Origin of the sequence: Psychrobacter immobilis, assembly GCF_904846065.1 — a bacterium.
Classification (GTDB): domain Bacteria; phylum Pseudomonadota; class Gammaproteobacteria; order Pseudomonadales; family Moraxellaceae; genus Psychrobacter; species Psychrobacter immobilis_H.
Map to the genome: position 1 here is coordinate 634113 of NZ_CAJGZV010000001.1, position 16992 is coordinate 651104.

General features: G+C 42.5%; 10 protein-coding genes. 4 read left to right on the forward strand and 6 right to left on the reverse strand.

From position 1 onward, the window contains the following. The first annotated feature begins 345 nt into the window (after positions 1-345). From JMW64_RS02710 to mscL, 3 genes are all read left to right on the forward strand, one after another. The gene (locus JMW64_RS02710; RefSeq protein ID WP_201552857.1) at positions 346-1659 is read left to right on the forward strand and encodes an OmpA family protein; all 1314 of its coding nucleotides are present in this window, start codon (positions 346-348) and stop codon (positions 1657-1659) included. 356 nt (positions 1660-2015) lie between these two features. Continuing rightward, positions 2016-3866, forward strand: a complete 1851-nt coding sequence (typA, locus tag JMW64_RS02715; protein ID WP_201552865.1) for a translational GTPase TypA — start codon at positions 2016-2018, stop codon at positions 3864-3866. 285 nt (positions 3867-4151) lie between these two features. Then, positions 4152-4595, forward strand: coding sequence for a large conductance mechanosensitive channel protein MscL (mscL, locus tag JMW64_RS02720; protein ID WP_060490427.1), 444 nt, complete (start codon positions 4152-4154; stop codon positions 4593-4595). 123 nt (positions 4596-4718) lie between these two features. Here the strand turns inward: mscL and JMW64_RS02725 are convergent, their stop codons facing one another. The 6 genes from JMW64_RS02725 to cysM form a co-directional block, all read right to left on the reverse strand. Then, on the reverse strand, positions 4719-5159 hold the full coding sequence (locus JMW64_RS02725) for a hypothetical protein (RefSeq protein WP_060490428.1): 441 nt from the start codon (positions 5157-5159) through the stop codon (positions 4719-4721). Between the two features lie 328 nt (positions 5160-5487). Continuing rightward, complete coding sequence (gene mutM / locus JMW64_RS02730) at positions 5488-6426, reverse strand: bifunctional DNA-formamidopyrimidine glycosylase/DNA-(apurinic or apyrimidinic site) lyase (RefSeq protein ID WP_201552867.1); 939 nt, start codon at positions 6424-6426, stop codon at positions 5488-5490. A gap of 53 nt (positions 6427-6479) precedes the next feature. Beyond that, positions 6480-9032: a RelA/SpoT family protein gene (locus JMW64_RS02735; protein WP_201552869.1), complete on the reverse strand. Its 2553-nt coding sequence runs from the start codon at positions 9030-9032 to the stop codon at positions 6480-6482. Positions 9033-9416: 384 nt separating this feature from the next. Then, positions 9417-10958 (reverse strand): 23S rRNA (uracil(1939)-C(5))-methyltransferase RlmD, encoded by a 1542-nt coding sequence (gene rlmD / locus JMW64_RS02740; RefSeq protein ID WP_201552879.1) that lies wholly within the window; start codon positions 10956-10958, stop codon positions 9417-9419. 88 nt (positions 10959-11046) lie between these two features. Beyond that, a complete protein-coding gene (locus JMW64_RS02745; RefSeq protein WP_201552881.1) occupies positions 11047-11871 on the reverse strand; it encodes a 3'-5' exonuclease in 825 nt (274 codons plus the stop codon). A gap of 47 nt (positions 11872-11918) precedes the next feature. Further along, positions 11919-12902, reverse strand: coding sequence for a cysteine synthase CysM (gene cysM, locus JMW64_RS02750; protein ID WP_201552883.1), 984 nt, complete (start codon positions 12900-12902; stop codon positions 11919-11921). Positions 12903-13415: 513 nt separating this feature from the next. Between cysM and JMW64_RS02755 the strand changes: the two genes are divergently transcribed. Next, a complete protein-coding gene (locus tag JMW64_RS02755) occupies positions 13416-16964 on the forward strand; it encodes an ATP-binding protein (RefSeq protein ID WP_201552885.1) in 3549 nt (1182 codons plus the stop codon). Positions 16965-16992: the final 28 nt, after the last annotated feature.

Below are 16992 nucleotides of genomic sequence, written 5' to 3' on the forward strand. Positions count from 1 at the left end.
GTTTTAATAATAGAGAAAAAATACTAACTGTACTAAAATACGCCCAGACAATAGATACTGTTAGGTTTACTATCTATTGTGAACTGACATACAAAAGATAAAAAGCGTAAGGTGTGTTAGTTCTAGGTAACTTAAGCTGGTTATTGTGTTTTAGTTACGACATTATCGTGTAATAATGTGTAGCTCGTTAACGAAAAAAGTTGTAAACTGAATTGATAATCGCTAAGCTACTCCTTAATTGGTTTTGCTTTGTCACTTAAAATTCGTAAAAGATGTCTATTTTAGAGCATCTTGAGAAGCGGTTTTGCTTAATGCATCACTCAAATTATCCTTTGGAGGAAGTCCATGAAATTGAATAAAATTGCTCTAGCTCTGGTTGCTGTAGCAGCTGCACCTTTAGCAGCTAATGCTGGCGTAACTATTAGCCCATTGTTACTAGGTTATCATTACACTGGCGAAGCTCATGACGAGCAACGCGAAATCCTTACAACTGGTAAAAACTTGTACGTAAATGCTGATGGTAATAACATCGACGACGGTACTCCTTTTACTGGCGCTAATGGTCATCCTAATAATGGCGGCGTAGCTAAAGAAAGTAGCTTATACACTGGTGCTGCACTAGGTATTGAACTAACTCCTTCTACTCAGTTCCAAGTAGAGTACGGCGTGTCAAGTGCAAACGGCGAAGCTTCTGAAGATTCTGCTGATGCTGGTGTTAACCGTTTTGACGTAGAACAAACCATGCTTTCTGGTAACTTCTTAATCGGTACTGAAGAATTTACTGGTTATACTGATAGCGCATTCAAGCCATATGTATTGGTTGGTGCTGGTCAATCTAAGATCAAAGTAGAAAACCAAGAAACTTATACAGCTGCTGAAGGTTCTTCTGTAGGTACAGTTAATGCTGGTACTGAAGTTGCAGAGTCTAAAGATACTATTGGTAACCTAGGTCTAGGTGCTATGTATCGTATCAACGACGCTTTAAGCCTACGTGGTGAAGCTCGTGCGATTCATAACTTTGATAACAACTGGTGGGAAGGCATGGCTTTGGCCGGTCTAGAAGTTGTACTTGGTGGCCATTTAGCACCTACAGTAGCAGTACCACCAATGCAAGAGCCAGTTATCGATACTACTCCAGTAGTCGTAGTTGAATCTGATCTTGATTCTGATGGGGATGGCGTACCTGATAGCATCGATGCATGCCCAGGCACTCCTATGAATGTCGTAGTAGATGAGCGCGGTTGCCCAGTACCAGTAGATATTACTGATGAGCTGAAAATGGAACTACGTGTATTCTTTGATAACGATAAATCAACTATCAAATCTCAGTATCAACCTGAAATCGCTAAAGTAGCAGAGAAGATGCGCGAGTATCCTAACTCTACAGCACGTATCGAAGGTCATGCTTCTAAAACTGGTCCTTCAGCACGTTATAACCAACGTTTATCTGAAGCCCGTGCCGTTGCTGTTAAATCTATGTTGACTAACGAATTCGGTATCGCTCCAAACCGTATATCAACAGTTGGCTATGGTTATGACCAACCAATCGCTCCAAACGACACTGAAGAAGGTCGTGCTATGAACCGTCGTGTTTATGCCATCATCACTGGTGACAAAACAATGACTGTTGAACAAACTAAAGATATGGTTGTTCAGTAAATAGTATTGGATCAATTGTTTTACTAAATATATAGTTACAAAAAAAGTCACCTAATGGGTGGCTTTTTTTTATTTATGGATTGAGAAAAGCAAGTTATTACATAAATTTGTGAAGCAATAATGTTATACTAGCTGCCCAAACATTCTGTAAATTGACAGAATGTACATTAGCATAGCTATCTGTATGATGAATTTATCAGTGTAGATACTTGATTATATTGAAATTATTTGATTAACCGCATCTATTGTGCAGTCTTCTAAAAGTAAGTACTCAATATCTATCTGGTTGATGATAAAAGTTTATCCAGCGGCGCTTATTGCTACTGCATTTTTTTAAGACGAAACGAGCATTTTATATGGCGAACGATATCAAACACCTGCGTAACATTGCAATTATTGCCCACGTTGACCACGGTAAAACAACTTTGGTTGATAAGTTATTACATCAGTCTGGTACTTTTGGCGACCGTGCAAACATTGCTGAACGTGCAATGGATTCAGGCGATATTGAGCAAGAACGTGGTATTACCATTTTGGCTAAAAATACAGCCATCCGCTGGACAGATAAGACTGATGATACTGAATATCGTATCAACATTGTTGACACCCCAGGTCACGCCGACTTTGGTGGTGAAGTTGAGCGTGTAATGTCTATGGTTGACTGCGTGCTTCTAGTCGTTGATGCGGTTGATGGCCCAATGCCACAGACCCGTTTTGTGACGCAAAAAGCGTTCGAGCAAGGTCTAAAACCTATCGTTGTCATCAATAAAATTGACCGTCCTGGCTCACGCCCTGACTGGGTAATGGATCAAATCTTTGATCTTTTTGATAACTTGGGTGCAACTGATGAACAGCTTGATTTCCCAGTTGTTTATGCCTCAGCATTGAATGGTATTGCAGGTTTGGAAGCTGACAATTTGGCTGATGACATGACACCGCTTTTCAAAACAATTGTTGATGTGGTTCAGCCTCCTCAAGTTGATGCTGATGCACCGTTCCGTATGCAAATCTCAAGCCTTGATTACAACAGTTTTGTTGGCGTTATCGGCATTGGTCGTATTCAACGTGGTAAAGTTAAAACCAATACTCAAGTGACTGTAATCGACAAAAATGGCAATACCCGTAATGGCCGTATTTTGAAAATTATGGGTTATCATGGTCTTGATCGTATTGATGTTGAAGATGCACAAGCTGGTGACATCGTTTGTATTACTGGTATTGATTCGCTTAATATCTCAGATACGATTTGTGATCCTAGTGCTGTCGAAGCATTACCAGCATTAACGGTTGATGAACCTACCGTTTCAATGAACTTCCAAGTAAATAATTCACCTTTTGCTGGTCGTGATGGCAAGTTTGTGACCTCGCGTAATATCCGTGAGCGTCTTGAGCGTGAATTGATTCATAACGTAGCATTACGTGTAGAAGATACAGAATCTCCTGATAAATTCAAAGTATCAGGTCGCGGTGAACTTCATTTATCTGTATTGATCGAAAACATGCGCCGTGAAGGTTTTGAGATGGGTGTTTCAGGCCCAGAAGTTATCGTTAAAGAAGTTGATGGTAAATTACAAGAGCCGTATGAAAACGTTGTTTTTGATATTGAAGATGAGCATCAAGGTTCTATCATGGAGCAGGTTGGCTTGCGTAAAGGCGAGATGACCAATATGGAGCTTGATGGTAAAGGTCGTATGCGTATCGAAGCGACGATGCCTGCCCGTGGTTTGATCGGTTTCCGTTCTGAGTTCTTAACGTTGACCTCAGGAACTGGTATCATGACGTCAAGCTTCTCACATTACGGTCCACAAAAGATCGGTGATGTTGGTGGTCGCTCGAATGGTGTCTTGGTTTCTATGGCAAAAGGTGTTTGCTTAGGTTTCGCGCTATTTAACCTGCAAAAACGTGGTAAATTGTTTGCTGAGCCACAGCTTGAAGTTTACGAAGGTATGATCGTTGGTCTTAACTCACGTAACGATGATATGGCTGTTAACCCAACGACTGCTAAGCAGTTAACCAACGTTCGTGCGAGTGGTACTGATGAAGCATTGACGTTGACTCCAGCAGTCAAGTTCACACTTGAGCAAGCGCTTGAATTCATTCAAGATGATGAATTGGTTGAAGTAACACCTAAGGCGATTCGTCTGCGTAAGCGTTATTTGACTGAAAGTGAGCGTAAGCGTCACGGCCGTGGTAAAAAAGGTGCTTAATATTGAGCCATGAATTACTGAGTAATTTATTGGATTGATGTTTTATAGAAGCATTTGATGCTGTTGTTATTTAATAATGGGCATCAAGATAACTAAAAAATTAGCAGTATAGAGTGAACTGAATATGGTTCATTTTATGCTGCTTTTTTTTGTTGTAATTTCCATAGAATATAGACAGAATAACTGACAGTAGTAGTGTTTCTTACTATTACTCTTAAGGCTCAAGATTGGGTCGACTGTTGAGATACTTATTCGATTATAGATTGGTATTTTGAGGAGAAAATAATGAGTATGGTTTCTGAGTTTAAAGAATTCGCTTTGAAAGGTAATGTGATGGACTTAGCGGTTGGTGTCATTATCGGTGGGGCATTTGCTACTATCACAACGTCCTTAGTTGAAGACATTATTATGCCGATAGTGGCCTTCATAGCAGGTGGCGAAATCAATTTCAAAAACATGTTCTTAGTGTTGGGTGATGCGCCTGAAGGTGTTGCCATGACCTATGATGCCCTCAAAGCGGCTGGCGTTCCTGTATTAGCCTACGGCAGTTTCATTACCGTACTGATTAATTTCTTAATTTTAGCATTTATTATTTTTATGATGGTTAGAATGGTTAACAAAATGCGTCGTAAAGAAGAAGTACAAGAATTGGTAAAACAACCTTCAGAAGAGGTGCAATTGCTTCGTGAAATTAGTGCTAAATTAGGTAATACCGCTGTTTCAAAATAAAATATGATGATTTGATTAAAAACACAAAAAAGGCTAACGTCGTGTTAGCCTTTTTTATGGATAATTTATAAATGCATTGTCTTTAGCGCAGTTGTATCATTTAACCAGCTGTTAATATAAAGACTATGGCGTAACTACGACATAATCGTTGGTATTAATCAAAATCTCAGATGGTTGATCAACGACAATACGGACAACATTATCATTAGTCACTTGTGATTTGTAATAGTTGTCTTCAGCCACAGTACAACCTAAGCAACGTCCCATCGCATCCCAAGGTTCAACAAAAAGTTTCTGCTGCGCCTGATCCGCATTACCACCGATAAGCGAGAAGGGTAGACTAACTAGGTAGGCGGCAGTACCAGCAACGGCACTGACCAGTTGTAGAGGTTTACCCACTACAGTATCAACCACCATTGTCTCATAAGAGGGCCCAAAGTCTGTCTCATCAATTTCTATGGCTGCCAAGGCAGGCTGCATAGTAGCAGCCATTAAACTTAAGCTTGCGGCTATAGTAATGGCTTTTTGCTTAACTGTGCGTTGGTTTTTGGCTTTAACAGTCATAACGATGTCCTAAAATTCATAGTTGGTATGATTATTAGCTGCTGCTATTTCCACACAGAGACAATTTCCCTATATAAACAATGCGCAACGATAAGTAAGCTAAATATATTACAGATGTATAAACATTATGCACTATTTATGTAAGTGCTCATACTATTAAAGCAAGATGTGTGTCAATCAGCAACAAAAATGGCGTGCGATATAATAATCTTAGTGCAAAATAATAGGACACTTAGTCAAGAGTATTGTGCTGCTATATTATACGATTTGATACCTAAGTTATTTTGGTACTTAAGGCTAAACAGATAGTGATAGTTTCAGATAATATTTAAAGGATTGGCTGACAGTTGGGACAGAATACACTGGCGCGACCATTAATTTTGATATTCTCAAGCACGGCATCACAATGCGGACAAGTTTCCCCTTGTCTACCATAGACATTTAATGTCTGCTGGAAGTAACCGGTTTGACCATCTGCTACGGTGAAGTCTCGCAGTGTCGAACCACCAAGCGCTATCGCCTTTTGTAGAATAACTTTAATATGATCGACCAAAATAATCATCTGAGCATGGGACAGTTGGTGAGCGGGGGTGGCTGGATGAATAGCTGATAAATATAGGCTTTCAGTTGCATAGATATTACCGACACCCACGACGACCTGTTGTTCCATGATGACTGATTTTATAGCGCGAGCAATGGGCTGCTTCTTTGATTTGGCTTTGCCAATTGCTACAGTATCAGCACTGTGATCAAGCAAGTTTGACCGTTGAATCAATTGATACAGGTAGTCTGCAGTAAATTCATCTGATAATGGCTCAGGACCTAAATGATCTAATAGCTTAGCACTATAATCTTTGTGCCATAGCACTGACCCAAAACGTCTTGGGTCATAGTAATGTAGTTGGGATTTTGTATTATTAACGCCCTTAAAAACAATGATGAGATGATCATGCTTGCGCTTTTCAGTACCGTAGCTCTGCTGTTGCAGGCTGCCCGACATGCCTAAATGAACCAAAAGTTGACGCGGTACTAACGTAGCAGTTTGAGCCGCAGCGCTATCATCATTGGGTAATAAAGGTAAAAAGTTAAGAATTAAATATTTTGCGCGGCGCTCAACGCTATCTAGCATGTAATCAATCAAGCTATCTAAATCATCTGGCATCGCCCAACGCAGCTTTGGCTGGAAAACTTTTATATCGATAATGCGTTGCCCTAATAACGGTGCAAGGCTGGTTTTGGTTGTTTCTACTTCAGGCAGTTCAGGCATGATATTTTTATAATAACCTTATGATTCAGCGGACGTATTTTGTGATTTTATATCTAAGCGACGGCGCGGCGAGCATGCAAGATACCATGCTGTTGCTCTAGTTTCGCTAAAAGCTTAGATAGGTGTGCCAATCCTGAAACCTCAATATGAAATTTCAAAAAGGCAATGTTATCATCATTGCTAAGCGTCTCAACTTGACGAATATTGACATTTTCTTTATCAATAATTTGCGTCAAGTCACGCAACAGTCCGCGTCTATCATACGCTTCTACGTGAATATCAACGGGTTGATAACGACCAGCTTGTACCCGCCACGAAGCCTCTATTTCGCGCTCAGGATCGCGTTCAATCAAGCGTGAATATTCAGGGCAACCACGATTATGGACACTGACACCTCGTGATAAGGTGATGTAACCAGCAATTGGCTCGCCATGTACAGGGTGGCAACAGCCTGCTAGATTGATTTCTATATTATCCAGCCCATCGATACGAATTTTATAAGCATCGATTTTTCCTGCCTCTCTAGCATCTATACTTGGCGCAAAATTTTCTGGCGGTCTTTCAGGTTCTAGGTGTAGCTGACGAGAGATGTGGCTGGTGAGTTGGTTGAGACCAATGTCGCCTGTGACCAATCCAACGATAATATCATCAGTCGTATTAACATGGAAATGCTGAATATAGTCGTTTAAATCGATGCTATTGGGATGTACCGATAATCGTTCAAGCTCTTTACTGAGCATTTGACGACCAATTTCAATGTTCTTATCACGGTCTTGCTTATTGAACCATTGACGCAGTTTTGAACGTGCACGGTTGGTATGAATGTATCCAAGTGAAGCAACTAGCCAATCACGGTTGGGCTCACGTGATGCTTTGGTAATAATTTCAACTTGTTCACCTGTTTTGAGTTGATAGGTTAATGGTACATAGCGCTGATTGACTCGCGCAGCTTGGGCACGATTACCAACTTGTGTATGTACATAATAAGCAAAATCAAGAACGGTCGCCCCTTTTGGCAGTTCAGTAATGTCACCATCACGGCTAAAGATATAGATGCGTTCGAGCTCGTCAAAGTCAACGAGTTGCTCTTCTTCGTCAAACTCCATACCCTCTATTTCTTCACCTGTTAGTAAAGATGAGCGCGGTTGGTTACGGGTTTCATTATTGATCGATAACAGCTGACGCAGCGAGCTGATTCTTTGATTAAGATAATTGTCTTTTTTATTCTTTAGACCTTCTTTATAGTTAACATGAGCACACATACCAAGCTCAGCTTCGAAGTGCATTTCATGAGTACGAATTTGTACTTCCAGTGATTTGTTTTCAGCAATGACTGCCGTATGTAGTGAGCGATAACCATTGGACTTGGGGTTGGTAATATAGTCATCGAATTGTTCTGGAATATATCGCCACAAGCCATGTACCAATCCAAGCACGTGGTAACAGTCTGACGGGTTGGTGACCAATACTCGCAGCGCACGAATGTCATAAAGCTGATCAAACGATAAGCCTTTGAGCTTCATTTTTCGGTAGATAGAGTAGATATGCTTGACACGTCCAGAGACTTCACCTTCGATATTAGCCTCTGCTAATGCCTCATTGAGCTTATCTTGTACGCGCTGAATATAGGACTCGCGTTCGCTGCGTTTTTCGGAGAGCAGTTTGGCAATCTCTTTATAGCGTTCAGGCGCAAGGTAGCGAAAGGCTAAGTCTTCCAGCTCCCATTTAAGTTGCGCGATGCCCAAGCGATGCGCCAATGGGGCATAAATGGTCATGACTTCACGCGCCACACGATTCTGACGCTCTTCATTAGAAAAGGTCAATTCGCGCATGGCGAAAGTACGCTCAGCCAATTTGATAAGCACGACGCGTACATCATTGGTGACGGAAATTAGCATGCTATAAATATTAGATAGCTGGTCGCGCTGATTGTTTACAAAGTGATCTTCTAGACGCTTATTGCTTTCAATAATCTCAGACAGCTTACCCATTGCCAAGGTATCTTTGACGAGGGTCGATATGTCTACACCGAATTTTTTCTCGATATCAGCGAGGCTTATGATTGATTTTCGTGCACTACGATAGAGCATTGCAGCCACAAGAGCATCTTCATCTTGGTAGAGATAGGTCAATATATCTGTCATGCCAATACCCGTGACATAAGCACCTGAACGCTCAGATTCGCTGGTATTCATATGACTGCGAATAAATTCACAAGCAGCACTCAAGTGAGGTACAGACTCTTGTCCGATACGTTTGGCGACGTTGTCTAACCAAGTGGGAACATCAATATTGACTCGATCTAAATCAATCGCTTCGAGCTCTTTATCTGAGAGAGCATTATTTTTATCTAAAAGCGGGTTATCAGAATATTCGTTTTCAAGCTTTGGATCATGACTATGAAAGGCATGTAGTGCTGAGCGATCAAAAGTGGTGTGTAGCTTATGAGTGGACAGCTGGTATTTGATATCGAGGGGGATTTGGGCATAGCTATTGGCAGACTGGTGCGAGCGTTGGCTCGCGACCAGTTGAGCGGCAAGTGCTGCACTATCGGCTTGGGTGGTCTGTCCATCCACCAGCGGTAATCCTTCACGAATTTTTACCATAGCCGACTCCTCTTAGCTATTTTGAATTGATTATAACCTCATCTACTATGCACACACGTTGAACTTACGATTCATAAAGTATCAGCTATAAACCAATATAACTGCTAAAAAATCTGTTTTTTAGCAGTCATAAAATGCGCGTAAAATATATAAAGCTATGAGTGCAAACGTTCACAAGAATGGAAAAAACCAGCCTAGGAATATTGTTTACTATTATCTCACTTTAAAGAGACAAATCAAGCGAGGCTATGTAATGTCTGCGGTTAATCAGGATAAATAACCATCATTTTTTTGCCACCGCTTGACTCAAATTTTGAATTAAGCTCAGTGACCTTTAGCATGGCTATTTAATGCTCTGAACCGCTCACTTAACCGTAAATTGAATTATACCGCTACTTTTTCAAAACGAGCGATGGACTCAACATGACCGGTATGACAGAACATGTCCATTACGCCAGCATGAGTCAGACGATAGCCTTGCTCTAACAATGCTTTTGTATCACGGGCGAGGGTTGCAGGGTTGCAAGAGACATAAACGATTCTCTCAGCGTTAAATTTTGGCAAGTACTGCATAATTTCCCAAGCACCAGAACGCGGCGGATCGATCAATAGCGCATCAAAGCCTTGATTCGCCCAAGGTTTATCAGTACAGTCTTGCGTCAAATCTTGGCTATAAAATTCTGTATTATTGATGCCATTACGACGTGCGTTATCGGCTGCACGTGCGGTCATCGCTTCGCTACCTTCAACACCAACCACAGAACCTGTCTCACCAACGAGGCGCGCAAGTGGCAAGCTAAAGTTGCCTAGACCACTGAATAAATCAAGTACGCGTTCACCTGCTTTTAAGTCTAACAAATCGCAAGCAAGCTTGGTCATTTGACGATTGACGGACAGGTTTACTTGGGTAAAATCTGTCGGGATAAACTCGAAAGTCAAATCGTATTCTGGCAATTGGTAATACAAACGACCAAATTGCTGGCTCATGTCATCATCTTCAGTCAATGCAATACGCTGGATACTGTCCGCACCTTTAGACTGCAAATATAGCTGCCAGTTGCGTGCGGCAAAAAACACTTTTAGCTTTTCTATATCCGCGTCTGATAACGGCTCCAAGTTGCGTACGATAAGGGCAACGGGCTGATTGCCATCTGGCAGCTCAGGCATTTCCTCACCCATGGCCAACTCAAGCTGAGCAATCTTGTTACGGCTCTCTAGCGTACTAATCAGTGTTTTTAAGTTTTCAATCTCAAAACCAATTCTTGGATCTAAAATATGACACTCATTTAATTCTGCCAAAAAGTTACTTGAGCGCTCACGAAAGCCGACAAGCGCGGTTTCTTTTTTGGTGACATAACGCACACCCAATCGTGCTTTGGTACGATAACCAAGACGATCACCAACCACGGGAGCAAGCCAGTTATCAGGCGTGACATTGGCTTGGTGTATCAGCATTTCAGCCAATACAGATTGCTTAAAGTTGATTTGACCGTCTGGCTGCCAGTGTTGCAAATTACAGCCGCCGCAGACGCCAAAATGTGGGCAGGGCGGTACGGCACGTTCAGAATTTGGGTTGGCAGTAATACTGACAGCCTCGCCTTCTTCAAAGCTGGCACGGCTATTGGTTATTTTGACCAAGGCACTTTCACCCGGCAATGCAAAGCTTACAAAGATTTTTTTGCCATGTTTGTCTTCGACATGACCATCGTCTATACCAAAACCATTACCATAAACGGCAACGCCGCGACCATCATGCGACAAACCATCAATGGTGAAGGGCAGAGGTTCTGCATCCTTTAGACGGCGGCGTGTCTTTGATGAGGGTTTAGATTTTTTCTTATTAGGCGGAATAGTAATCGTTTGGGTCTCGCTCGTTGCTGGCGTAACATCAGAGGTTGTAGACGTTTTTGAATCGGTGGGTTGCATAAACCTGCCTTAATAATAAATGATAAATAACTAAAAAAATGAGGATAAACGCGATGTCTTATAACGCGCCTTCATATAACTTCATTTGTTATGATGTGGGCGCAGATGACCAATCAGCGATGAAGTCTTGATGGCGAGCATGACCATCCGCTTGGGTATATTTTACTAAATAGTCATAGCTCTGCTGCTGCCAAGCGTCAAAATCTTGTGAGGATAATTGTCCAGTTAAACGCAACCAGCGCAAATAGATTAGCCATGTATTCATGACATCAGACTCGCAATAAATAGACAGCGTTTGCCAGTCATCGTTATTGACAAGCTCACCAACCATACTACCGTCGACAGCTGTTTTACCCGGTAGACCATATAAACTTGCGACAATATCCATGGCTTCGCGGCGGCTGGCACCGTACTGGCTAAATCTGTCCATTAAATCAAGGTGACGCGTGTGGAAGCGATTGACGTAATTATCAAAGCGCATGTTTTTGACGCGCTCGCCTTCTTCAAATAACCATGGCGCTGATAAGTCGTATTGCATAGCCCGATATATCAGTACAGGAATATCAAAACCTGAGCCATTCCAACTAATAAGCTGTGGCAGTTTTTCGATGTCACTAAATGCCCGAAAAAATTTGGCAAGGATGTCTTTTTCACTGAATTTATCAGCGGTCAATGAGAACAACGAAAACTTGCCATCTTTGATATATAACGCTGAGATACAGACAATACGCTGCAGTGGCAAGCGCATAAAGTCATGCCCAGCTTCTTGTATTCGAAGCGCTGTGAGTGCGCTCAATGCATCTGCATCATTCAACTCTGCCAATTGCGGATAGATACGGCGCGCCGCATCGGTATCAGCGACAGTTTCGATATCAAAGACCAATATAGGGTCGGATAGTAGAGCTTGTGACATAAGAAATCCTGATTAAACCAACTAAACTGAGCAGCGTTGTCTGTGCGTTAATTAACTTCTATATTGTTATCGACATTGCTGTCGTCAATACTGTTGTCATCAATATTGTATAAACCCGTCGACAAATAACGATCGCCGCGATCACAGACAATAAAGGCGATGACGGCATCAGGGTTTTCTTTAGCGACTTGTACGGCAGCCCATGCTGCAGCACCTGATGAAACGCCCGCGAAAATACCTTCGGTTTTGGCCAGTTTGCGCATATAAACTTCTGCGATACGCTGATCCACATCCATGATTTCATCAACCAAATCTGCGTTAAAGATACCCGGCATGTAAGCTGCAGGCCAGCGGCGAATACCAGCAATCGAAGCTTCTTCATCAGGCTGTAGTCCGATGATTTTGATATCTGGATTTTGTTCTTTGAGGTATTGCGATACACCGGTAATAGTACCAGTGGTGCCCATTGAGCTAATAAAATGAGTGATTTTTCCTGACGTTTGCGCCCACAGTTCAGGCCCTGTGGTCAGGTAATGGGCTTGACTGTTATCAGGGTTATTAAACTGATCTAATACGATGCCTTTGCCATCTGCTTGCATTTGCAGCGCTAAATCGCGTGCGGCTTCCATGCCTTCATCCACCTCGATTAACGTCGCACCATACGCAATCATGGCATCTTTGCGCTCTTGAGTTGAATTGGTTGGCATCAGTAGCGTTATCGGATAGCCACGCATCGCGGCGACCATGGCTAAAGCGATACCCGTATTGCCACTCGTGGCTTCAATCAGCATGTCGCCCGCTTTGATGTCACCGCGCTGTTCTGCCTGATAAATCATATTAAACGCAGGACGATCTTTAACAGACCCCGCTGGATTGTTACCTTCAAGCTTGGCCAGTAACGCAGCACCATTGGTCAGCTGCTCTTGCTCAGGTAAGCGCTGCAATTTAACCAATGGCGTCTGACCGACGCAATCAGCAAGTTTGGTGACTTGAGTAATGAAATTAGAGTTGGAGATAGCCGTTGCGGACATAAAGTATCCTTGTGAATTTTTAAAATTGATTTTTAATTACCGTTTATTTTTTAATTATCATTGTGATTTTTGAATAAATATCTTGATACGGCTGCTATTGAGTGAAGTGAGTAATTTGATCGTTAATGATATTTCTACCGCTTTAACCAAATAGCAATAAATGAAAAGTTGCGTCATTATATCATTTTGTTTTTGGCTACGCTGAAGGCATCAAGAGATTTTGGTAAATGAGTGGTGTTTAAAAAGGGCTGGACAGTTAAAATGCCTTTGCATCATAGCCACTCACCATGATCGATGAAATGCGTTATAGTTATGGCAATATATAGGTACGGCAAGAACAAGAACCATTAAATTTTATCATGGGTAGGCAGTTATCATTTTTGAAATGACGATAGCTTTGAAATGAGAATAGCTTTGAAATGAGCACAGCCCCTAAAAAAATTATGATTGGCTAACACCGCTTACCGCCGCTATTGATTCATAGTGCAATTTTCTGTAGAGAGTAAAGCTAGCATGGCATACAAAAAACGTTTTGATACTAGCAGTGCGTATGGTCAGTTGATTATATTGGTGTTTTTACCCATTTGTATCTTGGCAGCGGTGGGCGGTATTTTGGTCTTTTATGAGACCATGCGCGCCAGCAATTCCGAACAAGAAGTATTGGCGGAGGCGGTGCTGATTCGTTATACCCCAGCGATTGCAGAGCTAATCCCTGAGCTGTTAGCGCAAGAGCGCCAGCAAGCAGACGGCGAACCCAATTCTGATGGCGAAGTCAGAGCAAATGATGCCACTCAAACGACCATCACGAAGCTTGAGGAAATACAAGATAAGCTGGGTCGTATGCAGTCCGAGCAACATGTACAGCGTATTGCGATCATCAATGAAAGCAATCAAGTGCTCGCCGCAGTCGGCTATGGACTGAACGAAGCATGGCCTGCAATAGACACAACAAAGAATTTTTTATCGCAGCAACCAACACCTATTGGAACCGCTTATGGCAGTATATTAGGGGAGTTTGAAGGACAAAAACTCTGGTTGCTCGTCGATATGGACAACGAACCGCTTTATATTGCACGTTATCGTATTGCCATGGCACTAGTGATTACTGGCTTGTTCACTATTTTAATTTTATTGTTGAGTTTAAATATTTATTCAAAGCGCTGGATAGCACCAATTTATGAGCTGCGTTTGCAGTTGCAGCGTACCCATGTCGACAATCTGTATCAGCCTATTCCTGTTGAGTCAGATGGTGAGCTGAACTTATTGCAGCAAGACTTGGTCAAAACGCTACGCCGCCTGCATAGAAGCTTTCAGGAGTTAAAAGACCATGCCGAGCAAACCGAGGATGATTTGCGCCTCGCGTTTGATGAGATGGAAATGCAGAATATCTCTATTCGTAATGCACGTGATGCGGCAATTTCAACCAGCCAAGCAAAATCGGCGTTTTTGGCGAATATTAGCCACGAGCTGCGCACGCCATTAAACAGTATCGATGGCTTTATCAATTTGCTGGCAAGGCATGGCGAACTAAATCCTGAACAAGATTTGTACGTGCAAACCATACGTAAGTCATCAGCACACTTGCTCGCCTTGGTTAACGATGTTTTGGATTTCTCTAAGATTGAGGCAGGCAAGTTAGTACTTGACCGTCATGAGTTTGACCTTTATGACACCATTTATGACGTAGTCGATATGCTTTCGCCTGTATCCGCAGAAAAAGGTCTGCGCATGGCGGTGCTGTTTTATAATGATGTACCGATGCGCATCAATGGCGACGCCCTACGCCTCAAGCAAGTATTGACCAATATCGTCGGCAATGCTATTAAATTTACCGACAGTGGCGATGTGGTAGTGCGCGTCAGCTTAGATGACCATCGTGATAATTATCTTATGATCAGTGTGCAAGACAGCGGTAAGGGCATCTCTTTAGCTGATCAAAAGATGCTGTTCCAAAGCTTTAGCCAAGGCGACCCTTCAATCACTCGTCAGTATGGCGGTACAGGGTTGGGGCTCGTTATTTCCAAGCAATTGACGCGGCTGATGGGCGGTGATATTGGCTTTCATGATAATGCTCAAGAGAATATTGCCAATCAGGGCGCAACGTTTTGGTTTCGGATGCCAGCACATGTCGATGTGTTGGAAGCTGCTACTGGTCAGACGATTGAGCTTCCAGTCTTGGCTCCGCTGGCGAGTGAGACCGATGAGTTTAATGTATTGGTATGGATCAATCATACCGCTTCTATACAAGTGCTCAAAGCCAGCTTGCAATATTTGCCGATTAAATTGACCCAAGCCAACTCCTTACCAGGCGTACTTGAGTCATTAAAAGAGCATGGTAATTATTGGGATTGGGTCATCGTCGATGATGATACCCAAGACGATATGATGGCATTACTCAAACAAATTCGTCTGCATTACCAAGGTAAGCTTGCGGTATTTGGCTATCAAGTTGCTGCCGATCAAGCATTATTAAATCGTTATCATGCCAATATTTTGTATGAGCCTTTAGACAAAAGACAGCTTTATGCCATGCTCGACACCCAAAATCGCAGTACCAAAAAAAGCGTGCAAGAACCGCGCTGGACAGGGGTGACGGTACTGGCAGTCGACGATCATCTGCCCAATTTGTTGGTGCTCGATGCATTACTTAGTGAGCTTGGTATTCAGGTCATCACAGCGAGTAGTGGTTTTGACGCCATAGAAATTATCAGCAAACAACAAACCAAAAATATCAAAACCACGAAAAATGATAAGCAAAGTCTGTCGAATAAAACGCAAATCTCTAAAGCTGAAACGCGCGATGAGGTGAACAAGAAATCAAATAGAACGCTTTATGAAGAGATGAATACCGACGATAAAGTTGCTACTCAGGATAAAGGTCATATTGATCTAATATTCATGGACATCCAAATGCCGCGTATGTCAGGGCATGAAGCCGCAAGACAAATTCGTAATATTGAAAATGATGATAACCGTATCCCGATTATTGCGTTGACTGCACATGGTTTGGCTGATGAGCGAGACAAACTGATCGCTAGTGGCATTAATGACTATGTGGGTAAACCCATTAGCCAGCCTCAGTTGTTACAAGTGCTGCAAAAATGGCTTGGACGCACAACGACAATGCCGCAGTTAACAGCGTTGCCTGATACCAATCTGCACAGTACGGATGTGCACAATACTGATGTGCAGGTCATCGATTTATCAAAAGAGAACTCACACTCTACCGACTCACAAAATAGGGAGGCTGAAACGTATTCAACGTGGCCATCGGACTCTACAACCATTGCTTATCCTATGGTGAAAGGTGATGAAAATAACCGTCATAGCGATTCTAATACAATCAATCAGCCAAAAATAACGCGTCCTTTATCATTGAAAAAAATTCGTGATAATTACTTGCGAGATAGCCAACCACGCGAGGATTATAGACGCGAAACACCGCGTGACACCCAGCCACGCTATGAGAACTTGCGCTTACATAAACAAGGACAGTCGCCACTATTAAAGCCATCGGAAACACCGATAAATAGTGCTCACAACGGAGTAGCAACGCCTACAGATTCACACATATATGCGCAAGAAACAAAGAGTTGGGACAGCAGTCACCACCATTTAAGCCATCACTCTTTGGGGGCTAACGAAGGTGATGGGTTTGCTATTTTAGATTGGCAAGACGCGTTGACCCGCTCAGCGAATAAGCCCGACTTGGCAGCCAAGCTTATCATTATGATGCTTGATACTATTAATGATGAAAAGCAGGCGCTGACGCAAGCGTGGGACGCCCGTGATCGCAGTATGCTAGCGCAAATTGCCCATCGCATCTTAGGCGGCAGTCGTTATACCGGTGTGCCGCAATTACGTCAGGCCAGTCAAGACCTAGAAGATAAGTGCTTGCTGAATGTCCAACACACCACCCCTGCGCAGTTTGCCATGCTTGAGCCATATTATGCCGCATTAATAACAGCGTTAAATAACTTGCAGGCGCTGGATTTATCAGCCTATCCTCAGCTCAATTATCATCGTTTGAGTGAAAATGATATGACGTGGAAAATGATTTAGAGATGATGGTTTTATGACACTGTTGGTT

Excerpts from the sequence above, each read along its gene's own strand:
- typA (WP_201552865.1), top strand. The coding sequence starts at position 2,016 with ATGGCGAACGATATCAAACACCTGCGTAACATTGCAATTATTGCCCAC.
- JMW64_RS02755 (WP_201552885.1), top strand. The coding sequence starts at position 13,416 with ATGGCATACAAAAAACGTTTTGATACTAGCAGTGCGTATGGTCAGTTG.
- mutM (WP_201552867.1), bottom strand. The coding sequence starts at position 6,426 with ATGCCTGAACTGCCTGAAGTAGAAACAACCAAAACCAGCCTTGCACCG.
- JMW64_RS02735 (WP_201552869.1), bottom strand. The coding sequence starts at position 9,032 with ATGGTAAAAATTCGTGAAGGATTACCGCTGGTGGATGGACAGACCACC.
- JMW64_RS02710 (WP_201552857.1), top strand. The coding sequence starts at position 346 with ATGAAATTGAATAAAATTGCTCTAGCTCTGGTTGCTGTAGCAGCTGCA.
- rlmD (WP_201552879.1), bottom strand. The coding sequence starts at position 10,958 with ATGCAACCCACCGATTCAAAAACGTCTACAACCTCTGATGTTACGCCA.
- JMW64_RS02725 (WP_060490428.1), bottom strand. The coding sequence starts at position 5,159 with ATGACTGTTAAAGCCAAAAACCAACGCACAGTTAAGCAAAAAGCCATT.
- mscL (WP_060490427.1), top strand. The coding sequence starts at position 4,152 with ATGAGTATGGTTTCTGAGTTTAAAGAATTCGCTTTGAAAGGTAATGTG.
- JMW64_RS02745 (WP_201552881.1), bottom strand. The coding sequence starts at position 11,871 with ATGTCACAAGCTCTACTATCCGACCCTATATTGGTCTTTGATATCGAA.
- cysM (WP_201552883.1), bottom strand. The coding sequence starts at position 12,902 with ATGTCCGCAACGGCTATCTCCAACTCTAATTTCATTACTCAAGTCACC.